The sequence below is a fragment of the Streptomyces marokkonensis genome, from assembly GCF_039539045.1.
GTDB lineage: Bacteria > Actinomycetota > Actinomycetes > Streptomycetales > Streptomycetaceae > Streptomyces > Streptomyces marokkonensis.
Map to the genome: position 1 here is coordinate 1 of NZ_BAABCQ010000135.1, position 21806 is coordinate 21806.

Annotated in this window: 15 protein-coding genes; all 15 read left to right on the plus strand. The window is 71.3% G+C overall.

The genetic code is table 11. From position 1 onward, the window contains the following. Positions 1–181: 181 nt before the first annotated feature. The 15 genes from mreC to ABEA26_RS26825 all read left to right on the plus strand — a co-directional run bounded on the left by mreC (position 182) and on the right by ABEA26_RS26825 (position 21565). Complete coding sequence (gene mreC, locus ABEA26_RS26755; RefSeq protein WP_345595913.1) at positions 182–1210, plus strand: rod shape-determining protein MreC; 1029 nt, start codon at positions 182–184, stop codon at positions 1208–1210. A 13-nt stretch (positions 1211–1223) separates the two neighbouring features. Then, the gene (mreD, locus tag ABEA26_RS26760; protein WP_345595914.1) at positions 1224–1895 is read left to right on the plus strand and encodes a rod shape-determining protein MreD; all 672 of its coding nucleotides are present in this window, start codon (positions 1224–1226) and stop codon (positions 1893–1895) included. Continuing rightward, positions 1892–2050 (plus strand): hypothetical protein, encoded by a 159-nt coding sequence (locus ABEA26_RS26765; RefSeq protein WP_345595915.1) that lies wholly within the window; start codon positions 1892–1894, stop codon positions 2048–2050. The genes mreD and ABEA26_RS26765 overlap by 4 nt, the downstream gene beginning before the upstream one ends. Before the next feature lie 73 nt (positions 2051–2123). Further along, entirely contained in the window at positions 2124–4478 is a 2355-nt protein-coding gene (gene mrdA / locus ABEA26_RS26770) for a penicillin-binding protein 2 (protein ID WP_345595917.1), read from the plus strand. Then, the gene (rodA, locus tag ABEA26_RS26775; RefSeq protein WP_279559381.1) at positions 4475–5674 is read left to right on the plus strand and encodes a rod shape-determining protein RodA; all 1200 of its coding nucleotides are present in this window, start codon (positions 4475–4477) and stop codon (positions 5672–5674) included. The genes mrdA and rodA overlap by 4 nt, the downstream gene beginning before the upstream one ends. Positions 5675–5778: 104 nt before the next feature. Then, a complete protein-coding gene (locus ABEA26_RS26780; RefSeq protein ID WP_345595918.1) occupies positions 5779–7737 on the plus strand; it encodes a TIGR03960 family B12-binding radical SAM protein in 1959 nt (652 codons plus the stop codon). 264 nt (positions 7738–8001) lie between these two features. Then, complete coding sequence (locus ABEA26_RS26785; protein ID WP_345595919.1) at positions 8002–8772, plus strand: SAM-dependent methyltransferase; 771 nt, start codon at positions 8002–8004, stop codon at positions 8770–8772. Between the two features lie 96 nt (positions 8773–8868). Beyond that, the gene (locus ABEA26_RS26790; protein WP_345595920.1) at positions 8869–9948 is read left to right on the plus strand and encodes a hypothetical protein; all 1080 of its coding nucleotides are present in this window, start codon (positions 8869–8871) and stop codon (positions 9946–9948) included. A gap of 48 nt (positions 9949–9996) precedes the next feature. Then, positions 9997–10773 carry a TIGR03936 family radical SAM-associated protein gene (locus ABEA26_RS26795; protein ID WP_345595921.1) on the plus strand — a complete coding sequence of 259 codons (777 nt, stop codon included), beginning with the start codon at positions 9997–9999 and terminating at the stop codon, positions 10771–10773. Between the two features lie 274 nt (positions 10774–11047). Continuing rightward, complete coding sequence (locus tag ABEA26_RS26800) at positions 11048–15382, plus strand: Rne/Rng family ribonuclease (RefSeq protein WP_345595922.1); 4335 nt, start codon at positions 11048–11050, stop codon at positions 15380–15382. 168 nt (positions 15383–15550) lie between these two features. Further along, on the plus strand, positions 15551–16612 hold the full coding sequence (locus tag ABEA26_RS26805; protein ID WP_345595923.1) for an iron-containing alcohol dehydrogenase family protein: 1062 nt from the start codon (positions 15551–15553) through the stop codon (positions 16610–16612). A gap of 234 nt (positions 16613–16846) precedes the next feature. Next, on the plus strand, positions 16847–17167 hold the full coding sequence (rplU, locus tag ABEA26_RS26810; RefSeq protein ID WP_007449531.1) for a 50S ribosomal protein L21: 321 nt from the start codon (positions 16847–16849) through the stop codon (positions 17165–17167). A gap of 14 nt (positions 17168–17181) precedes the next feature. Beyond that, entirely contained in the window at positions 17182–17436 is a 255-nt protein-coding gene (gene rpmA / locus ABEA26_RS26815) for a 50S ribosomal protein L27 (protein WP_003976205.1), read from the plus strand. 116 nt (positions 17437–17552) lie between these two features. Then, positions 17553–18989, plus strand: coding sequence for a GTPase ObgE (gene obgE, locus ABEA26_RS26820; RefSeq protein WP_345595924.1), 1437 nt, complete (start codon positions 17553–17555; stop codon positions 18987–18989). 599 nt (positions 18990–19588) lie between these two features. Further along, positions 19589–21565: a glycosyltransferase family 2 protein gene (locus ABEA26_RS26825; RefSeq protein WP_345595925.1), complete on the plus strand. Its 1977-nt coding sequence runs from the start codon at positions 19589–19591 to the stop codon at positions 21563–21565. The last annotated feature ends 241 nt before the right edge of the window (positions 21566–21806 follow it).

Here is a 21806-nt window from a genome sequence, read left to right on the forward strand (position 1 = left end):
GTAACACAACAGCCGCAACAACAGCCGCAACCACTGCCGCAAGCTCCCGCGGCAAGCACCGCCGCGACGACCGCGGGAACCACCGCAGTACCGCGCATGTACCTCAGGTACCGAATCACCTGAATTCCTGAACACCGCCACGTAATTCCCGAATTCGACGAGGAAGGCACGGCCGCCGCACGTGAGGGACACGAAAGAGAGCCGGCTGCTCCTGGTGCTGCTGATCGCCATCGCGTTCGCACTGATCACGGTGGACATCCGTGGTGGGGAGGACTCACCGGTCGACGGTGCCCGGCAGGCCGCGGCCACCGTCTTCGGCCCGATCGAGAACGGGGTGGCGTCCGCGGTCGACCCGGTCGGCAACGCGGTCTCCGCGATCCGCGACTCCGGCGACCGGCACGACCGCCTCGCCGAACTGGAGACGCAGAACGCGGCCCTGAAGGCGAAGCTCGGCAGCGACGAGCGCGGCCGCAGCCGCCTCAAGCAGTTCGACAAGATGCTCGGGCTCGCCGGCGCCGGCCAGTACGGCATCAAGGGCGCCCAGGTCATCGCCATAGGAGCCGCGCAGGGCTTCTCCTGGACCATCACCATCGACGCCGGCGCCAATGACGGCATCAAGCGTGACATGACCGTCCTCAACGGCGACGGCCTCGTCGGTCGCGTGACCACCGTCGGCCCGGACACCGCCACCGTGCTGCTCGCCAACGACCCCGACTTCACCGTCGGCACCCGGATGGAGGCCGGCGACGAACTCGGCTTCGCCTCCGGCCAGGGCGGCCGCCCCCTGCGCGTCGAACTCCTCAACGGCAAGGCCGACGTCAAGAAGGGCGACCGCCTGGTCACCTTCGGCTCCCAGTCCGACAAGCCGTTCGTACCCGGCGTCCCGGTCGGCTACGTCTCCCGCGTCGACCCCTCCGGCGGCGACCTGACCCGCACCCTCGACGTCACACCGTTCGTCAGCTTCACCAAGCTCGACATCGTCGGCGTCGTCGTCCAGGCCCCGCAGAAGGATCCGCGGGACACCGTGCTCCCGGACAAGCCGAAGCCGGAACCCAGGCCGACCGTGACGGTGACCGTGACCCCGTCCCCCGGAGCCCCCGTCGACGGCCAGTCGCAGAACGAGGCGAACGAGCAGGACCAGACCGAGCAGGGCCAGACCCAGCAGGGCCAGACCGAGCAGGGCCGGCAGACCGAGCAGACCGAGCAGTAGGAGCCTTCACCCCATGCGCGTCAACCGGATCCTGCTGTCCGTCTCCCTGGTCGTCGTCGCCCTGGTGCTCCAGGTGAGTGTCCTCGCCCGCCTCCACCTGCCCGGCGCCGTCCCCGACCTGCTGCTGCTCACCGTCCTCGGCCTCGCCATGGTCTACGGCCACGTCGGAGGCGCCCTCATCGGCTTCGGCGCCGGACTGCTCGTCGACCTCGCCCCGCCCGCCGACCACGCCGCCGGCCGCTACGCCCTCGTGCTCTGCGTCGTCGGGTACCTCGCCGGCCTCGCCAAACCGGAGAACGGCCGGCTCAGGTCGGCCACCGGACCCATGGCCGTCGTGGTCGTCGCCGCCATCGGCACCACTTTGCTCTACGCCGGCGTGGGCGCCCTCGTCGGCGACACCGCCGCCCGCCATGTCGGCCTGCCCAGCCTGCTGTTCACGGCCTCCCTGTACGACCTGCTGCTCGCGCCCTTCGTCGTCCCCGGCGTCATGGCCCTGGCCAGACGCGCCGACAACGACCCGCTGGCCGAGACCAACTCCGCGGGCCAGAAGACCGACATCGCCTCCGGCTGGCTCTCCGGCGGCACGGGGCTGCGCATCGGCGGCCAGCGCAACGGACTGCGGGCCAGGGCGGCGCGTGCGCGGGTCGCCAGGGCCGGACGCATCAAGGGGGTCAAGCGGCTGTGACGACGACCTGCCGGCCGTACGACTGCCACGAGACGGACGACAGCCACGAGACGGACGACGGCCATGAGACGGACGACGGCCATGAGACGGACGACGGCCATGAGACGGACGACCGCCATGACACGTACGACCGCTTCGACACGTACACACACTGAGCGGGGGAGGCAGCCGCAGTGACCAGCTCCCACCCGTCGCCCACCACCACCCTCAACGGAATGGGCTGCGCCCATGAGTAACATTCCGGAGACCGGCCGCAGCACCCGCGTCCAGACCCGGCTCGTCGTCATCCAGATCCTCGTCCTCTCCCTCCTCGCCACCCTCGGTGGCCGGCTCTGGTACCTCCAGATCCGCCAGGGCGACGAGTACGCCGCGGAGGCGTCCGGCAACCACGTCCAGCAGGTCGTCCAGCCCGCCCCCCGCGGCTCGATCCTGGACGCCCGCGGCGTGGCACTCGCCGACAACGAGACCCGGCTCGTCGTCTCCGCCTCCCGCACCGACCTGCTGAAGATGAAGGACGACGGCGAGGCCGTCCTCACCAAGCTCGCCGGCGTCCTCGGCCTGAAACCCCAGGACGTCATGGACAAGGTCCGGCTGTGCGACGCCGAGACCCCCCAGCCCTGCTGGAACGGCTCGCCCTACCAGCCGATCCCCGTCACCGACGAGGCCACCCCCAAGCAGGCCCTCCAGATCCGCGAACGCGCCGAGGACTTCCCCGGCATCACCGCCGAGCCCGAGGCCATGCGCCGCTACGCCGCCCCCGGCGGCTCCCGGACCGCCCAGGTCCTCGGCTACCTCTCGCCCGTCACCGACGAGGAGATCAAGAAGGCCGAGGACACCGACTCGCCCTTCCTGCGCTCGGACCAGGTCGGCCGCTCCGGCCTGGAACGCCAGTACGACAAGGCACTGCGCGGCAAGGCCGGCGTCACCCGCTACGAGGTCGACAACCTCGGCCGTGTCATCGGCGAGGCCGAGTCCGACCCCGGCGTGCCCGGCTCCAACCTCGTCACCAGCATCGACGCCCGCGTCCAGCGGGTCGCCGAGTACGAGCTGAACGAGGCGATGAAGGAAGCCCGCAAGCAGTACGACGACAACACCGGCGAGAACTACAAGGCCGACGCCGGCGCGGTCGTGGTGATGGAGGCCAAGACCGGCCGCGTCGTCGCCATGGCCTCCAACCCGGCCTACGACCCCAACGCCTGGGTCGGCGGCATCTCCGCCGCCGACTACAAGAAGCTCACCGGCAAGGACTCCCACTACCCGCTGCTCAACCGGGCCACCCAGGGCCAGGCGGCCCCCGGCTCGATCTTCAAGGTGATCTCCACCTCCGCCGCCGTGGAGGCCGGGTACGACTTCGACGGCGGCTACGACTGCTCCAGCTCCTACTCCGTCGGCGGCCAGGTCTTCAAGAACTACGAGTCCGCCAGCTACGGCTCGATCGACCTCGGCCGCGCCCTGGAACTCTCCTGCGACACCGTCTACTACCGCCTGGCCCACCAGGAGTGGAAGAAGGACGGCGGCAACAACCCGAAGAACCCCAACGACTACTTCTACAAGGCCGCCCACGAGTTCGGCCTCGGCAAGAAGACCGGCATCGACCTGCCCAACGAGGTCTCCGGCCGCGTCCCCGACCGGGACTGGAAGCAGGACTACTGGGAGGCCAACAAGGACGCCTGGTGCAAGTCCGGCAAGAAGGACGGCACCTACGTCGAGAAACTCGCGTACGAGGGCTGCCTCGAGGGCAACAAGATGCGCGCCGGTGACGCCATCAACTACTCCATTGGCCAGGGCGACACCCTCACCACCCCCATCCAGATGGCCACCATCTACGCGGCCATCTCCAACGGCGGCACCATGTACGACCCCAGCATCGGCAAGGCGATCATCAGCCCCGACGGCAAGGAGATCCGCCCGATCGAGCCCGAGGCGCACGGCAAGCTGCCGATAAGCAAGACCACACTGGCCAAGATGGACGGTGCCCTGGAGGGCGTCGCCACCCGCGGCACCGCCGCCTGGCGCTTCGCACAGGTCGGCTGGCCCCAGGACGAGATCCCGATGCACGCCAAGACCGGTACGGCCGAGGTCCACGGCAAGCAGACCACCTCCTGGTTCGCCACCTACACCGACGAGTACGCGATCGTCATGACGATCTCCCAGGGCGGCACCGGCTCCGGCGCCTCCGGACCCGCCGTCCGCAACATCTACGACGCGCTGTACGGCGTCTCGGACGACGGGGAGATCGACAGCAAGAAGGCGCTGCTGCCCAAGCCGCAGGCGAAACTGCCGACGATCAAGACCGACGGGACCATCCCCGCGCCGAAGATGCCCAAGGACGTGGTCAAGGAACTGCTCCCGACGGAGAAGGCCGCCCCGGAGGACGAGTACGCCCCCGTCGACGGACAGGAACAGGGCGCGACCACGCCGGCCCAGAACGGCGAGAACCGCGACACCCGCCGCCACCGGCGACGCGGCGGTGGAACCCGCGGCAGCGGAAGCCGCGGCGCGGGCGGCAGCGGAAGCCGCGGCGCGGGCGGAAGCGGAAGCCGCGGCGCGGGCGGAAGCGGAAACCGGAGGACGCACGCATGACCGGAGCCAACAGCTTCCAGGTCTCCGGATACGGGCCCGAGAAGGCCGGGTGGACCCGGCTCTTCGCCCGGGACTCGATGGCACGGCGCCTCGACTGGCCGATACTGCTGGCCGCCGTCGCGCTCTCCCTGATGGGCTCCCTGCTCGTCTACTCCGCGACCCGCAACCGCACCGAACTCAACCAGGGCGACCCGTACTACTTCCTCACCCGGCACCTGCTGAACACCGGCATCGGCCTCGCCCTGATGATCGCCACCGTCTGGCTCGGCCACCGCACGCTGCGCACGGCCGTGCCGGTCCTGTACGGCTTCTCCGTGTTCCTGATCCTGCTGGTGCTCACCCCGCTCGGCTCGACCATCAACGGTGCCCACTCCTGGATCAAGCTCCCCGGCGGCTTCTCCCTGCAGCCCTCAGAGTTCGTGAAGATCACCATCATCCTCGGCATGGCGATGCTGCTGGCCGCACGCGTCGACGCCGGGGACCGGCCGAACCCGGACCACCGCACCGTGCTCCAGGCCCTCGGCCTGGCCACCGTGCCGATGCTGATCGTGATGCTCATGCCCGACCTCGGCTCGGTCATGGTCATGGTCATCATCGTGCTGGGCGTGCTGCTCGCCTCCGGCGCCTCCAACCGGTGGGTGTTCGGCCTGATCGGCGCGGGAACCGCCGGCGCGCTCGCCGTCTGGCAGCTCGGCATCCTCGACGACTACCAGATCGCCCGCTTCGCCGCCTTCGCCAACCCCGAACTCGACCCCGCGGGCGTCGGCTACAACACCAACCAGGCGCGCATCGCGATCGGCTCCGGCGGCCTGACCGGCTCCGGCCTCTTCAACGGCTCGCAGACCACCGGGCAGTTCGTGCCGGAGCAGCAGACCGACTTCGTCTTCACGGTGGCCGGCGAGGAACTGGGCTTCCTCGGCGCCGGCCTCATCATCGCCCTGCTCGGGGTGGTGCTCTGGCGCGCCTGCAAGATCGCCCGCGAGACCACCGACCTGTACGGGACGGTCGTCGCCGCCGGGGTCGTCGCCTGGTTCGCCTTCCAGACCTTCGAGAACATCGGCATGACGCTCGGCATCATGCCGGTCACCGGCCTGCCCCTGCCCTTCGTGTCGTACGGCGGCTCCTCCATGTTCGCCGTGTGGATAGCGGTGGGCCTGCTCCAGTCGATCACGGTGCAGAGACCGTTGTCGGCGTAACCGGGGCCGACCTCTCGCGGTCCGGGGCGACTGGCGGTACGGGGGACCATCCACGCCGGGTTAGGCTGGATGGTCCCCCTTGTCAGCAACGAAGGTTCCGTGAGATGCCTGCCGAAGCCGCCGAGTCTGTGTCCTCCGTGTTTCCACAGCTCGAAGCTCTGCTCCCGCATGTGCAGAAGCCGATCCAGTACGTCGGCGGAGAGCTCAACTCCACGGTCAAGGACTGGGAATCCTGCGACGTCCGCTGGGCCCTGATGTACCCCGACGCCTACGAGGTCGGGCTGCCCAACCAGGGCGTCATGATCCTCTACGAGGTCCTCAACGAGCAGCAGGGAGTCCTCGCCGAGCGCACCTACAGCGTCTGGCCGGACCTGGAGGAGCTGATGCGGGAGCACTCCGTCCCGCAGTTCACCGTCGACAGCCACCGCCCGGTGGGCGCCTTCGACGTGTTCGGCCTCTCCTTCTCCACGGAGCTCGGCTACACGAACATGCTGACCGCCCTGGACCTGGCCGGCATCCCGCTGGAGTCCAAGGACCGCGGCATCGACGACCCGGTCGTCCTGGCCGGCGGACACGCGGCCTTCAACCCCGAGCCGATCGCCGACTTCATCGACTGCGCGGTCATCGGCGACGGCGAGCAGGCCGTCCTGGAGATCACCGCGATCATCCGCGCCTGGAAGGCCGAGGGCCGCCCCGGCGGCCGCGAGGAACTCCTCCTCCGCCTGGCGAAGACCGGCGGCGTGTACGTCCCCGGCTTCTACGACGTCGAGTACCTCCCCGACGGCCGTATCGCCCGCGTCGTACCGAACCGCTCGGGCGTGCCGTGGCGCGTCTCCAAGCACACCGTCATGGACCTCGACGAGTGGCCCTACCCCAAGCAGCCCCTCGTCCCGCTCGCCGAGACGGTCCACGAGCGCATGTCCGTGGAGATCTTCCGCGGCTGCACCCGCGGTTGCCGCTTCTGCCAGGCCGGCATGATCACCCGCCCGGTGCGCGAGCGCTCCATCACCGGCATCGGCGACATGGTCGAGAAGGGCCTGAAGGCCACCGGCTTCGAAGAGGTCGGCCTGCTCTCCCTCTCCTCCGCCGACCACTCGGAGATCGGCGACGTCGCCAAGGGCCTCGCGGACCGGTACGAGGAGGACAAGATCGGCCTGTCCCTCCCCTCGACCCGCGTCGACGCCTTCAACATCGACCTCGCCAACGAGCTGACCCGCAACGGCCGCCGCTCCGGCCTCACCTTCGCCCCCGAGGGCGGCTCCGAGCGCATCCGCAAGGTCATCAACAAGATGGTCTCGGAAGAGGACCTGATCCGCACCGTCGCCACCGCGTACGGCAACGGCTGGCGCCAGGTGAAGCTCTACTTCATGTGCGGCCTGCCCACCGAGACCGACGACGACGTCCTCCAGATCGCCGACATGGCCACCCGCGTGATCGCCAAGGGCCGCGAGGTCTCCGGCTCCGGCGACATCCGCTGCACGGTCTCGATCGGCGGCTTCGTCCCCAAGCCCCACACCCCCTTCCAGTGGTCGCCGCAGCTCTCCGCCGAGCAGACGGACGCCCGCCTGCAGAAGCTCCGCGACAAGATCCGCGGCGACAAGAAGTACGGCCGCTCCATCGGCTTCCGCTACCACGACGGCAAGCCCGGCATCGTGGAGGGCCTCCTCTCCCGCGGCGACCGCCGCACCGGCGCCGTCATCCGCGCCGTCTACGAGGACGGCGGCCGCTTCGACGGTTGGCGCGAGCACTTCTCCTACGACCGCTGGATGGCCTGCGCCGACAGGGCCCTGGAGCCGTTCGGCGTGGACGTCGACTGGTACACCACCCGCGAGCGCGGCTACGAGGAGGTCCTCCCCTGGGACCACCTCGACTCCGGCCTCGACAAGGAATGGCTCTGGGAGGACTGGCAGGACGCCCTCGACGAGACCGAGGTCGACGACTGCCGCTGGACACCGTGCTTCGACTGCGGCGTGTGCCCGGCGATGGACACAGAGATCCAGGTCGGCCCGACCGGCAAGAAGCTGCTGCCGCTGACGGTCAAGAGCAGTGCTCCGACCAGCTGAAACAGGGGAGGCGGGGAGAGCGGCCAAGGCCGCCTGACGCGTTTTCACAGAGCGGCCCGGACGTCGACCGGGAGCGACGTCGGCCGGTGCTCCCCCGGAGACGGGCCCTGAGCGGTCGAGGCGTGGACCGGTCGCTGCGTTCCGTGCCGAACCGGCGGCAGCCCGTGGGAAGGGCCGGCCGCCGGTTCGGCGCTGTGCCGGGCACGGACGGGCTGCCGCTTAAATCGTTCGGCATACCACTCGGGAGGAACTAGCGTCCGCCCCATGACAGTTTCCGATCTTCCTCCGCGTCTCGGCAGTCTGACCTTCCACGGGCCGCTCTCCGAGGACCGTGCCGGGCGCATGATCGCCCGGGTCGCCGCCGCCTCGCCCGCCACCGTCCTCGACATCGGTTGCGGCTGGGGCGAACTGCTGCTCCGCGTTCTGGAGGCGGTCCCGGGATCGACGGGCGTGGGCCTCGACATCAACGCCGAGGACCTGGCCAGGGGCAGGGACCTCGCGAAGGAGCGCGGACTGGCCGAGCGGGTCGAGTTCGCGGAGGAGTCGGCCCTCGGTACGTCGCACGGGCCGGCGGACGCGGTGCTCTGCCTGGGGTCCGGCCAGGCGCTGTGCGACCCCGGGCAGCCGTACGACCCCGGTGTCGTCCTGCGCGAGTTGCGCCGCCTGGTCCGCCCGGGCGGGCGTGTCGTTCTCGGCGAGGGCTTCTGGGTGCGCTCCCCGACGGACGGGGAGCTCGCGGCGATGTGGCCCGGCGCGCACGAAGGCGACCACCTGGGGCTCGGACCGCTTGTCGACCTCGCCGTCGAGTCGGGTTTCCGGCCGGCCTGGATCGAGTCGGCGAGCCGTGAGGAGTGGGAGGAGTTCGAGTCCGGCTACCGGTACGACACGGAGCTCTGGCTCGCCACTCACCCGGACCACCCCCTCGCCGACGAGACCCGCGAACGAGTCGACCGCCAGCGGTCGTCCTGGGTCAACGGCTACCGCGACGTCCTCGGCATCACGTATCTGACTCTGGTACCGATCACCGGCACCTGAGGGCCGCGGTGTCGCCGACGGCGGTGAAGCGGCAGGTCCCGCGGTAGCGCGTCGGTGTGTTGCATCCGGGCGGGGCGTTCCGGCGTCTGTGTCGGTATGGATCTCGGGAAACGGTCCCCCGCGGGGGACCCGCAGGAACCGGTACGGCGGGCGGACACCGAGGGGCGTCTTGCCGTCGCGGTGCGGGTTCCGGTGCGGATCGTCGTCCTGGTGCTGGTCGTGCCGGTGAGGATGGTGTGGGACGCGCTCGTCGTGGGTGGGCGGTTTCTGCGGGACACGGTACTGCGGCCGTTCGGGCGGGTGCTGGCGTGGCTCGGGCGGGCCGTCTTCGTGTGGCCGCTGGTCGGTGTGTGGCGGTATGTCGTCGTGCCGGTGGTCAAGGGGGTGGCCTGGCTCGGGCACGTACTGCTCGTGGTGCCGGCGGTGTGGGTGTACCGGTGTGCGCTGACGCCGGCGGGACACGCGCTCGCCTGGTTCCTCAGGGGCGTGGGTGCCGTGTGCGCCGCGGTCGGGCGCGGGGTGCACGCCGGTGTCGCCCGGCTCGCGCGGTATCTCGTCGTCGTACCCGCGGGGTGGTTGTACGCCTGGGTCCTCACCCCGGCCGGGCACGCGCTCGCCTGGTGCGGCAAGGGGCTGTCCTGGTGCGGCAGGGGACTGGTTCGGGGTCTCGGCACGGTCGTCACCGGGGTCGGCATGGTCCTGTACTGGGTCGTCCGGGTGCTGCTGGTGCTGCCCGCTCTCGCGCTGTGGCGGTGGGTGCTCGCTCCGGCCGGCCGGGCGCTCGCCGCCATCGGGAGGGAGGTCCTGGACGCGCTCGGGCACGCCTGGCGGGTCGCGGGGTACGTCTCGCGCGCCGTCGGGCGGTTCCTGGGCACCCTCTTTCGGTGGACCGTCGCCGAGCCGGCGCGCTGGGTGTACCGGAGCGTCCTGACGTCGGTGGGGCACGCCGTGCGGGACACCGTCCTGCGGCCGGTCGCCGAGGCCGCGCGCGGTGCCGGGCGGGCGACCCGGCAGGCGCTCGCCGCCGCCCGGCTGTCGGTGCGGGAGGCGCGCGCCGACGTCCGCCGGTTGCTCTTCGGGGAGCCGGTGAAGGAGCGGTCGGTGGCCCGGCGGGAACCATCCGCCACCGAGGCACGTACTCTTGGTAGAAGTACGACCGCTCTCACGAAGGACTGAACGACACTGGGCAAGCGACAGCCCGAAGGCCCGCCGGCCGTACCCGCGGTGCAGCGCATCCGACTGCGTTACACCAAGCGCGGCCGCCTTCGGTTCACCAGCCACCGTGACTTCCAGCGCGCCTTCGAGCGTGCGCTGCGCCGCGCCGAGGTGCCCATGGCGTACTCGGCGGGGTTCACGCCGCATCCGAAGGTGTCGTACGCCAATGCCGCACCCACCGGCACGGGCAGTGAGGCGGAGTACCTGGAGATCGCGCTCACCGAGGCGCGTGACCCGGAGCGGCTCAGGCTGCTCCTCGACGAGTCGATGCCCGCCGGGCTCGACATCGTCGAGGCGGTCGATGCCCGGACCTCCGGGCTCGCGGACCGGCTTACGGCTTCCGTATGGGAGCTGCGGCTGGACGGTGTGGACTCCGCGGACGCGGAACGCGCCGTGGCGGCCTTCAACGCGGCCCCGGCCGTGGAGGTTCAGCGCAGGACCAAGAACGGTGTCCGTACCTTCGACGCCCGCTCCGCCGTCGCGCACCTCGAGAGCGTCACCACACCTGGTTCGCCGGCTGATAGGCCGACCGACCGGCCCTGTGCGATACTGCGGCTGGTTGTTCGGCACGTGACGCCTGCCGTACGACCCGACGACGTCCTGTCCGGTCTTCGCGCCGTGGCCGACCTGGCGCCGCCGGTCCCCGCAGCGGTGACCAGGCTGGCGCAGGGGCTGTTCGATGAAGAGACCGGTGCGGTGACCGACCCGCTCGCGCCCGACCGCGAGGCAGAAGCGCCCGAGCCGCAACCGGCCGCCGCTTCCGCCGTCGCGAAGGCGTCGGCGTAAGGAAGGTTCCGCGTAGGGACGGACGTCGTAGCGCCGCCCTCGAACTCGGGAGCCACCTGGGTCGGGCAGCGCACCGACCACAAGACTTTCGCCAGGCCGTGCACGACAAGGGGTACGGAACCGGCGAGACAAGACACGGAGAGCTTCCGAGCGGCGCCCGCGCCCCGGACGGCGGCGAACGCGCATCGCGCGAGCCGCGGACGTCACTGGCGATCGACCTGGTCGACGCCGGACCAGGCGCGGCGCCCGGGAGCCTGACGGGAGAAACCCCCGCATGCTCGAACCGACCGAACCCACAGGGTCCTCGACAACCTCGACGGACGCCGAATCGAACACCCCCAGCGACACCCTGCCGCCGCGTCGGCGGCGCAGGGCCGCGTCCCGGCCGGCGGGTCCGCCGTCCGGCGCCTCCGAGGCGTCGGCCAAGACCGTCGCGCCCGCCGAGGTGACCGCCGCGGCCGCCGCGGCCGAGGAGACGGAAGAGACGGCAGCCGCGGAGTCCGCCGCGGCGGTGTCCGAGGCGCCCCAGGCGGCTTCGGAGCCGGTGTCCGCGGGTCGGCCTCGTCGCCGCGCGGTGCGCCGCGCCTCCGCGCCCGTCGGGACTCCGGCGTCGGCGGAGACGGCCGAGACCGTCCTTCCGGCGTCCTCCGTCCCCGAGACATCCGCCCAGTCCGAGCCGGCCGCCGCGGCCGAGCCGGGCTCCGGGGCCGCCGAGGACGCCGCTCCGCGCCGTTCCCGTCGCCGTGCCACGCGCAGCGTGACCTCGCCCGTCGAGCCGACCGCTGCCGCTGAGCCCGCCGCCGTCCCTGAGCCCGCCGAGACCGTGGAGGCGTCCGCCCCCGCGCCCGCCGAGGTGACCGAGGATGCCGCTCCGCGCCGTTCCCGTCGCCGTGCCACGCGCAGCGTGACCTCGGCCGCCGGGCCCGCCGTAGCCGCTGAGCCCGCCGCCGCGGAGTCGGCCGCCGCCGAGACCGTGGAGGCGTCCACCCCCGCGGAAGCGGCCGAGGTTGCCGAGGATGCCGCTCCGCGCCGTTCCCGTCGCCGTGCCACGCGGCGCGTGTCCGCCCCGACCGACGCGCCCGCGGACACCGGCGCCGACGTGAGCGAGCCCGCGCAGGCCACCGAGGCCGCCGAGACCACGGCCGAGGCCGCGGATACGACCGCCGGGCCCGCCGAGCCCGTCGAGGAAGCCGCTCCGCGTCGTGCGCGCCGCCGGTCCACCCGTAAGGCCGCCTCCGGTTTCGCCGCGCCGGCGCGGACCGCCGCGGCGTCCGGCGAGGCCGACGCTCCCAAGCGCCCGTCGCGTCCCGCGGTGGCCGTGTTCCAGGCGCCCGTGTTCGCCGAGCCCCAGTTCCAGACGCCCGAGCGGGCCGCGGCCGAGGCTGCCGCCGAGGCGGCCGGGCCCGAGCCGGCGAGGGCGCCCGAGGTGACCGAGGAGGTTGTCCCGGAGGAGCAGCCCGCCGGGTCGCGCCGCCGTCGTAAGCGCCGGGGTGCCGCCGCAGAGGAGGCCGCCGAGGAGCGGGCCGCCGCTGCCGTGACGCCGGACGAGCCGGAGCGCGAGGCCGAGCCCGTCGAGCACGCCGACTCCGGCTCCGGCTCCGAGTCCGAGTCCGACGAGTTGGGCGAGGACCACGACGACGCGGAGGGGTCCGAGGATTCCGGGTCGCGCCGTCGTCGTCGCCGGGGCGGCCGTCGCCGTCGCCGGGGCGATGCCGCCGACGGCGACTCGGCCGACAGTGACGAGCCCAACGCGGCCGAGCAGGCCGATCAGGACGCCGAGGACACCGCCGAGCAGACCGAGGAGGACGCCGAGGAGAGCGAGGACGCCTCGGGCGAGGGCGGTGGCTCCAGCAGCAGCCGTCGCCGTCGCCGTCGTCGTCGCCGTGCCGGGGACGGCTCCGGTGACGCCGAGTCGTCGTCCGCCGACGATCCCGAGCGCACCGTCGTCAAGGTCCGCGAGCCGCGACCGCCGCGGGAGAAGGGCGAGCCGTCCGACGAGGTGCAGTCCATCAGGGGCTCGACCCGTCTGGAGGCCAAGAAGCAGCGCCGCCGGGAAGGCCGTGAGCAGGGGCGCAGGCGCGTCCCGATCATCACCGAGGCCGAGTTCCTGGCCCGTCGCGAGGCCGTCGAGCGCGTCATGGTCGTACGCCAGCACGGCGAGCGCACCCAGATCGGCGTCCTGGAGGACGGCGTGCTCGTCGAGCACTACGTCAACAAGGAGCAGGCGACCTCGTACGTCGGCAACGTCTACCTCGGCAAGGTGCAGAACGTGCTGCCGTCGATGGAGGCCGCCTTCATCGACATCGGCAAGGGCCGCAACGCCGTCCTGTACGCCGGTGAGGTCAACTTCGAGGCGCTCGGCATGTCGGGCGGTCCGCGTCGTATCGAGTCCGCCCTCAAGTCCGGCCAGTCGGTCCTGGTGCAGGTCACCAAGGACCCGATCGGTCACAAGGGCGCCCGTCTGACCAGCCAGATCTCGCTGCCCGGCCGCTACCTGGTCTACGTGCCCGAGGGCTCGATGACCGGTATCAGCCGCAAGCTGCCCGACACCGAGCGGTCCCGCCTGAAGACCATCCTCAAGCGGATCGTCCCCGAGGACGCGGGCGTCATCGTGCGCACCGCCGCCGAGGGCGCGAGCGAGGACGAGCTGCGCCGCGACGTCGAGCGGCTCCAGGGTCAGTGGGAGGAGATCCAGAAGAAGGCGAAGAACGGCGGCAGCTCGAACGCGCCCACGCTGCTCTACGGCGAGCCGGACATGACCGTCCGGGTCGTGCGTGACATCTTCAACGAGGACTTCACCAAGGTCGTCGTCAGCGGTGACGACGCCTGGCAGACCATCCACGGCTACGTGTCCCACGTGGCGCCGGACCTCGCCGACCGGCTGTCCCGGTGGACCAGCGAGGTCGACGTCTTCGCCACGTACCGGATCGACGAGCAGCTCGCCAAGGCGCTGGACCGCAAGGTCTGGCTGCCCAGCGGCGGTTCGCTGGTGATCGACCGGACCGAGGCGATGGTCGTCGTCGACGTCAACACCGGCAAGTTCACCGGTCAGGGCGGCAACCTCGAGGAGACGGTCACCAGGAACAACCTGGAGGCGGCCGAGGAGATCGTGCGCCAGCTGCGGCTGCGCGACCTCGGCGGCATCATCGTCATCGACTTCATCGACATGGTGCTGGAGTCCAACCGGGACCTGGTGCTGCGGCGTCTGCTGGAGTGCCTGGGCCGCGACCGTACGAAGCACCAGGTCGCCGAGGTGACCTCGCTGGGTCTGGTCCAGATGACCCGCAAGCGGGTCGGCCAGGGCCTGCTGGAGTCGTTCTCGGAGACCTGCGTCCACTGCAACGGCCGTGGCGTCATCGTTCACCTGGACCAGCCGACCGCCGCCGGTGGTGGCGGCGGCGGTGGCAAGCGCCGCAAGCGGGCCCGGGCCGGTGGCGAGCAGCCGCACGAGCACGAGGCCGTGGCCGGTGTCGAGACCGGTGTGACGGCGGAACAGGAGGCGGACGCCGAGTCCGAGGTCGCCGCCGAGGTGGCCGAGCCGATCGCCCTGCCGGCGCCCGACTTCAGCGCGGACGAGGAGCTGTACAGCAGCGCCGCCGAGGCCGAGGCCGCCGCCACGCGCGGTCGCGGCCGGCGTCGTACGAGCCGGCGGGCGTCGTCCCCGGCGGGTGCCCCGAAGTCCGCCAGGTCCGCGAGGGCCGAGGCCGCGTCCGCCGAGGTCCCGACCGCGCAGGACGTCACGGTCGAGGAGGAGGTCGAGCGTCCCGTGCGGCGGGAGCCCGCCGCCGAGGTGCTGGCCGAGCCCGCCGCCGTCGAGGACGCCGTCTCCGGCGCCCCGGCCCCGGCCGTCTCCGCACCGGCCCAGGCCGACGTCGAGACGCCGGCTGCCGAGGAGGCCGCGCCCAAGGGCCGTACCCGCCGTCGGGCCACCCGGAAGGTGTCCGCACCGGCCGGTTCCCCCGGGGGCGCCGAGGCCGCCGTGCTGACGGTCCCGGAGACCGCGCAGCCGGAGCAGGTGGCCCAGGCTCCGCAGGCCGAGCAGGCGACGGAGGCACCGGCGGCTGCCGAGGCTTCCGCGGAGCCGTCCGGCACGGCCGCCGAGAGCGCGGCCCCGGCCCGTCCGCGGCGCCGGGCCGTGCGCAAGCCCACCACGTCCACCGCGTCCGAGGAGGCGGCCGTCATGGTCGTCCCGTCGGCACCGGCTCAGGACGCGGGTGAGCAGGCGGCGGCCGAGCAGACCGCGGCCGTGACGGCACCCGAGGCGGAGACTGCCGAGGAGACCGCCCCGGCCAAGAAGGCGGCGGCCCGCAAGACGGCCAAGAAGGCGACGGCCAAGAAGGCGACGGCGAAGAAGGCGACGGCGAAGAAGGCCACGGCGAAGAAGGAGACGGCGAAGAAGGCCGCCACCGAAAAGCCCGCCTCCGAGGAGCCGGCCACCGAGAAGACCGCGGCCAAGAAGACGACGACCGTCAAGAAGGCCCCGGCCAAGAAGGCGGCCAAGACGGCGACCGCCAAGAAGGCCACGGCCAAGAAGACGGCGTCGAAGAAGACCGCGGCGGCTGCCCAGCAGACGTCGTCCTCGGTCACGGCCGCCACCGACGAGGGCTGATCGGGCACCTGTCGCAGTACGTGTGGTCCTGTCCGCCCGGAATCCGCTCGGAGTCCGTTCGGCCAGGACCACACGTTTCCCCGGACCTTCCGGGGCGCATCATCACCGGAAACCGTGCGGCACCGCCCCGCCGCCCCCGTTCCCGCCCCCGCGAGGAGAGAAGATCACGTGCCGGTACTGACGAGGCTCATCCCCTCGCCGCTCGTCGTGGACATCCGCCCCGGCGCGCTCGACGACCTGGCGAGTGTCCTCGCGGACCAGCGGATCTCCCAGTCCGGAAAGCTCGCCGTGGCGATCAGCGACGGCTCGGGCGCGCGGCTTCGCCGACGACTGGCGCCGTCCCTGCCCGGCGCCGACTGGTTCGAGGTCGGCGGCGGCACGATCGACGACGCGGTGCGGCTGGCGGACGGCATGAAGGCGAGCCGCTACGACGCGGTCGTCGGTCTCGGCGGCGGCAAGGTCATCGACTGTGCCAAGTTCGCCGCGGCCCGCGTCGGCCTTCCCATGGTCGCCGTCGCCACCAATCTCTCCCACGACGGCATCTGCTCACCGGTGTCGATACTGGACAACGACGCGGGCCGTGGCTCGTACGGCGTGCCGACGCCCATCGCCCTCGTCGTCGACCTGGCGGTGATCCGAGAGGCGCCGATCCGTTTCGTGCGCTCCGGGATCGGTGACGCCGTCTCCAACATCTCCGCGGTCGCCGACTGGGAGCTGGCCCACCGGGTCAACGGCGAGAAGGTCGACGGCCTCGCCGCGGCCCTGGCCCGGCAGGCCGGCGAGGCCGTGCTGCGCCACCCCGGCGGCTGCGGCGACGACGGGTTCCTGACCGTGCTGACCGAGGGTCTGGTGCTGTCCGGCATCGCCATGTCGATCGCCGGGCACACCCGGCCCTCGTCCGGTGCCTGCCACGAGATCAGCCACGCGCTCGACCTGCTGTACCCGAGGCGCTCCGCCAGCCACGGCGAGCAGGTGGGCATCGGCGCGGCCTTCGCGACGTATCTGCGCGGCGACCACGAGGCCTCCCTGCTGATGGCCCGGACGCTGCGCCGGCACGGTCTGCCCGTGGTGGCCCAGGAGATCGGGTTCGGCGACGACGAGTTCCTGCGGGCCGTGGAGTTCGCGCCGCAGACCCGGCCCGGGCGGTACACGATCCTGGAGCACCTCGACCTGTCGCCGGCGCGGGCCAAGGAGGCGTACACCGAGTACGTGGCATCGGTCGCCGGCTGAGGGGGCGATGCCCGGGACAGCCGGACGCCGGGGCCCGGAGACTCGGTTTGACCCCTGTCGTACGGCCCCGTAATCTTGACCGTCGGCGTGTCGACTGACGCGTCACATCCCCGTAAACCTCTTTCCTTCCGGGCGCGGGCCCTGACGGGCCCCGGTCGGCAGAGGCTGTCCGCGTGTGTCACCGGGCGGCTGGACTGCGGGGGTGCCGTTCCGGAGCGAGAGAGTGAGATCCGCTTGTACGCCATCGTGCGCAGCGGTGGTCGCCAGCACAAGGTTGCTGTCGGCGACATCGTTGAGGTTGACAAGATTTCCACCGCCCAGGTCGGCGACACGGTCGAGCTCTCGACCCTGCTCGTCGTCGACGGCGACGCTGTGACCAGCGACCCGTGGGTGCTGGCCGGCATCAAGGTCCAGGCCGAGGTCGTGGACCACCACAAGGGCCAGAAGATCGACATTCTGCGCTACAAGAACAAGACCGGCTACCGCCGTCGTCAGGGCCACCGCCAGCAGTACACGGCGATCAAGGTCACTGAGATCCCCGCGGCCGCGAAGTAAGGGACTGAGAACAGATGGCACACAAGAAGGGCGCATCGTCCACTCGGAACGGTCGCGACTCCAATGCCCAGCGGCTCGGCGTGAAGCGCTTCGGCGGTCAGGCCGTCAACGCGGGTGAGATCCTGGTCCGCCAGCGCGGCACCCACTTCCACCCGGGCGCCGGCGTCGGCCGTGGCGGCGACGACACGCTGTTCGCCCTGCAGGCCGGTGCGGTGCAGTTCGGCACCCACCGTGGCCGCAAGGTCGTGAACATCGTTCCGGTCGCCTGATCGGAAACTTTCGCGAGGCGGACCTCACTTCCCTCAAGGGAAGCGGGTCCGCCTTTCGCGTGTTGACCAAGAGACATTCCGTAGTAAGTAGTAACCGGTAACTGGAGGCACATCCCATGACCACCTTCGTGGACCGCGTCGAGCTGCATGTCGCCGCGGGTAACGGAGGCCACGGCTGTGCCTCCGTCCACCGTGAGAAGTTCAAGCCGCTCGGCGGCCCGGACGGCGGCAACGGCGGCCGTGGCGGCGACGTGATCCTCACCGTCGACCAGTCGGTGACCACGCTCCTCGACTACCACCACTCCCCGCACCGCAAGGCCACGGCCGGCAAGCCCGGCGAGGGTGGCAACCGGTCCGGCAAGGACGGCCAGGACCTGGTCCTGCCCGTGCCCGACGGCACCGTTGTCCTCGACCGGGAGGGCAACGTACTGGCCGACCTGGTCGGCCAGGGCACGTCGTACGTCGCCGCGCAGGGCGGCCGGGGGGGCCTCGGCAACGCGGCGCTGGCCTCCGCGCGGCGCAAGGCGCCCGGTTTCGCGCTGCTCGGCGTGCCCGGCGACCTCCGTGACATCCACCTGGAGCTGAAGACCGTCGCCGACGTGGCGCTGGTCGGCTACCCGAGCGCCGGCAAGTCGTCGCTGATCTCCGTGCTGAGCGCGGCGAAGCCGAAGATCGCCGACTACCCCTTCACGACGCTCGTCCCCAACCTCGGCGTGGTGACGGCCGGCGAGACCGTCTACACCATCGCGGACGTCCCCGGTCTCATCCCCGGCGCCAGCCAGGGCAAGGGCCTCGGCCTGGAGTTCCTGCGGCACGTGGAGCGGTGCAGCGTACTGGTGCACGTGCTGGACACGGCGACGCTGGAGTCCGAGCGCGACCCGGTCTCCGACCTGGACATCATCGAGGCGGAGCTGCGGGAGTACGGCGGCCTGGACAACCGGCCCCGGATCGTCGTCCTCAACAAGATCGACGTACCGGACGGCAAGGACCTCGCCGAGATGGTCCGGCCGGACCTGGAGGCGCGCGGCTACCGGGTCTTCGAGGTGTCGGCGGTGGCCCACATGGGGCTGAAGGAGCTGTCCTTCGCGCTGGCCGAGCTGGTGGGCACGGCGCGTGCCGCCCGGCCCAAGGACGAGGCCACGCGGATCGTCATCCGGCCCAAGGCCGTGGACGACGCCGGCTTCACCGTCACCCGCGAGGAGGACGGGCTGTTCCGGGTGCGTGGCGAGAAGCCCGAACGCTGGGTGCGCCAGACCGACTTCAGCAACGACGAGGCCGTCGGCTACCTCGCCGACCGGCTCAACCGCCTCGGTGTCGAGGACAAGTTGATGAAGGCGGGCGCCCGCAACGGTGACGGCGTGGCCATCGGCCCCGAGGACAACGCGGTCGTCTTCGACTGGGAGCCGACGGCGATGGCCGGTGCGGAGATGCTCGGTCGCCGCGGCGAGGACCACCGCTTCGAGGCGCCCCGGCCTGCCGCTCAGCGACGCCGGGACCGGGACGCCGAACGCGACGAGGCGGAGCGGGAGTTCGACGGCTTCGAGCCGTTCTGAGCATCGGCTGCGTGGCCGCCGCCACGGCGGCCACGCAGCCGCGGTCCCGGCGCGTCCCAGTCCGGGCACGGGAGCACCGCCAACCAACTCCGCTCACGGGACCGCACCGAACAGGCCGTGGGAGACGGCAAGGGGACGGCAGCAGCGGTACGGCGGCCGGAGCGAGCTGCGCACTCTGACGGCCCTCTCGGCCAATGAACCGCTTGTGCCGACGGGCCGGGCGGTGCCCGGCCGCGTGCTCGGACGAGCATCCTCGGCGTAGTCCTCGCGAGACGACGACCGGTCTCGCGCAGAACGTCATCCGGCCGGGACTGAAGGTGGCCGACGGAAGAGCCACCAGGACCTCAGCAGGGCATGCCACGATCAACGGCTCGAACCGGTCTCCCGGACGGTGTACGGGTACGTCCGTAAGACATGGATCATGCAACCTTCGGCTCCTCTCAGCGGTCCAACCTCGCGTACTCGGCGAAATTCTTTCGAGTACGACCCCCATAGTGGCCGCACCCGGTTTCCGGCACCGCCGAAGACCGGGTACCTGAACGGCATGGACACCCGGGGGTGGCGAGTACCCACCACTTCCACTGAGTCCGAGGAACGAGATGTCCCAACCCCGAGTCAGCGTGATCGTCCCCGCCTACAACGCGATGCCGGAGCTGACCGACTGCATCACTTCGGCGATGGAACAGACCATCGGTCTGGACCAGCTCGAGATCATCGCGGTGAACGACGGATCGACCGACGGAACCGGCGCGGAACTCGACCGGCTCGCCGCGACGTGCCCCTCACTTCGCGTGATCCACCAGGAGAACTCGGGCACCGCGGCCATCCCGCGCAACGTCGCCCTGGACGTCGCCCGGGGTGACTTCGTCTTCTTTCTCGACTCCGACGACTACCTGGGCCCCGACGCGCTGCGTCGCATGGTGGCCATGGCCGACGAGAACAGTACCGACATCGTCCTGGGCAAGATGGTCTCGGTGGGCGGCCGGGCCGTGCCCACCGCGGTCTTCAAGCAGTCCCAGCCGCGTACGGACATATTCTCTTCGGCCGCGTACCGCACTCTCGGCTGCTGGAAGCTCTTCCGCCGCTCGTTGCTGGAGCGGCTGCACCTGCGATTCCCGCCGTTCCGCAACACCGAGGACAAGCCGTTCACCGCTGCCGCGTACCTCAACGCCGACGGTATATCCGTCGTCGCGGACTACGACTGCTACTACCACCGCGACCGTGCGAACGGGAACAACCTCACTCTCACCGCGCAGAACCTCAGCCACCGGATGCGGGGAACCCGGATGTGCTTCGAGACGGTGGCCCGCCATCTGGAGCCGGGGCCACGGCGTGACCAGATCATGCGGCGGCATGTCGAGTGGGAGTTGTGCGGTCCGCTGTGGTGGCTGCTGCTCCGGGAAAGCGAGGAGGACATCCGCGAGCACATCTACCCGGAGGTCCGCGACTGGGTGGAGAACTGGGTCACCGACCCGGTCATCGAGAAACTCGAGCCGCGCGACCGGCTGTTGCTGCACCTGCTGCGGGCCGACCGGTTCGACGACGTGATGACGGTCATCCGCAACGCGAAGGGGGACGCCGAGTACGGTCACGTCATCGACGGGGGCCGGATCTACTGGGATCACCCGCTCTTCCGCGACACGGCGGTGGGGGTGCCGGACAGCGCCTTCGACGTCACCGGCCGGCTACCGGTGTGCCACCGGATCGAGTCGGCGTGCTGGCAGGAGGAGGGGGTGCTGAGGCTGACCGGCCACGCCTACATCGAGAACGTGGACACCCTGGTCCCGGCTACCGAACTGGTGCTGCGCTGTTACGACATGGGCCACCCGGAAGTTCGTATCCCCACGCGGGTGCACACGGTCGCCGGACTCCCGGACGGCGAGCGCTACGTGAACGCGGGCTTCACCGCGGACATCGACCTGACCGCGGCGGCGTTGGGCCGCGGCCGGTGGAACCTCTTCCTTGACGTAAGGGCGCAGGGAGTCAGCCGTACGGTCCGGCTGAAGAGCCCCGAGACCGAGCGGGTGCCTTCGCACGCGATCGTGACGGCGGGCTCGGGCAAGCCCGTGGTCATCACTCCGTACGTCACCAAATGGGGCAACCTCTCGCTGAACGTCGGCCAGGACGTGCCGCGTCATGCCACCCCCTGCCGGGTGACCAGGCTGTCGTGGCACAGGACGCGCAAGAGCACCCTGGTGGTGACCGGAACGCTGGCGGGTGAGGGCGCCAAGGAGATCGGGGCGCTGCGCCTGCGCGCTGAGAACGGCGAGGGGGAGCGCCGCGAGACGCCGGTGTCCCTGGAGCGGAGTGACGGGGCGTTCACGGCGGAGCTCCCGGTAGAAGGCCTGCGCGCCGGCCGCTGGACGGTGACCCTGACCCAGTCCGGCTCCGTTGCCTCCGTCCCCTACCTCATCGGCCTGGGCCGCACGCACTGGTTCCGACTCGCCCGACCCTACAGCGCCCACCCGGTGAAGGAGGCGTCGGAGACCACCCTGGTGGTGGAGATCCGCGCGGTGGACGTGTGGCCGGCGGTGCGGCGGAGGCTGCGGAGGGCCGTGCCGAGAGCGCGGGGGTAGCGGGAGAGGGCCCCGTCCAGGGACGGGAAGAAGGCCAAGGGCGTGGGCCGTGCGGGATTCGATGAATCCCGCACGGCCCACGCCCTTCCGCACTGCTCTCGTCCTCAGCGCGGCCTTCGCTCGAGCTTCCCGATCAGAGACTGCCGTTCGCCAGTTCCTGATCGACGTAACTGCGAAGCCAGGTCCGGAAGTCCGGGCCCAGGTCTTCACGTTCGCACGCGAGTCTGACAATGGCACGCAG

Coding starts and splice junctions, on each gene's coding strand:
- mrdA (WP_345595917.1), top strand. CDS start 2,124: ATGAGTAACATTCCGGAGACCGGCCGCAGCACCCGCGTCCAGACCCGG.
- ABEA26_RS26790 (WP_345595920.1), top strand. CDS start 8,869: ATGGATCTCGGGAAACGGTCCCCCGCGGGGGACCCGCAGGAACCGGTA.
- ABEA26_RS26785 (WP_345595919.1), top strand. CDS start 8,002: ATGACAGTTTCCGATCTTCCTCCGCGTCTCGGCAGTCTGACCTTCCAC.
- ABEA26_RS26780 (WP_345595918.1), top strand. CDS start 5,779: ATGCCTGCCGAAGCCGCCGAGTCTGTGTCCTCCGTGTTTCCACAGCTC.
- mreD (WP_345595914.1), top strand. CDS start 1,224: ATGCGCGTCAACCGGATCCTGCTGTCCGTCTCCCTGGTCGTCGTCGCC.
- rodA (WP_279559381.1), top strand. CDS start 4,475: ATGACCGGAGCCAACAGCTTCCAGGTCTCCGGATACGGGCCCGAGAAG.
- ABEA26_RS26800 (WP_345595922.1), top strand. CDS start 11,048: ATGCTCGAACCGACCGAACCCACAGGGTCCTCGACAACCTCGACGGAC.
- ABEA26_RS26825 (WP_345595925.1), top strand. CDS start 19,589: ATGTCCCAACCCCGAGTCAGCGTGATCGTCCCCGCCTACAACGCGATG.
- obgE (WP_345595924.1), top strand. CDS start 17,553: ATGACCACCTTCGTGGACCGCGTCGAGCTGCATGTCGCCGCGGGTAAC.
- rpmA (WP_003976205.1), top strand. CDS start 17,182: ATGGCACACAAGAAGGGCGCATCGTCCACTCGGAACGGTCGCGACTCC.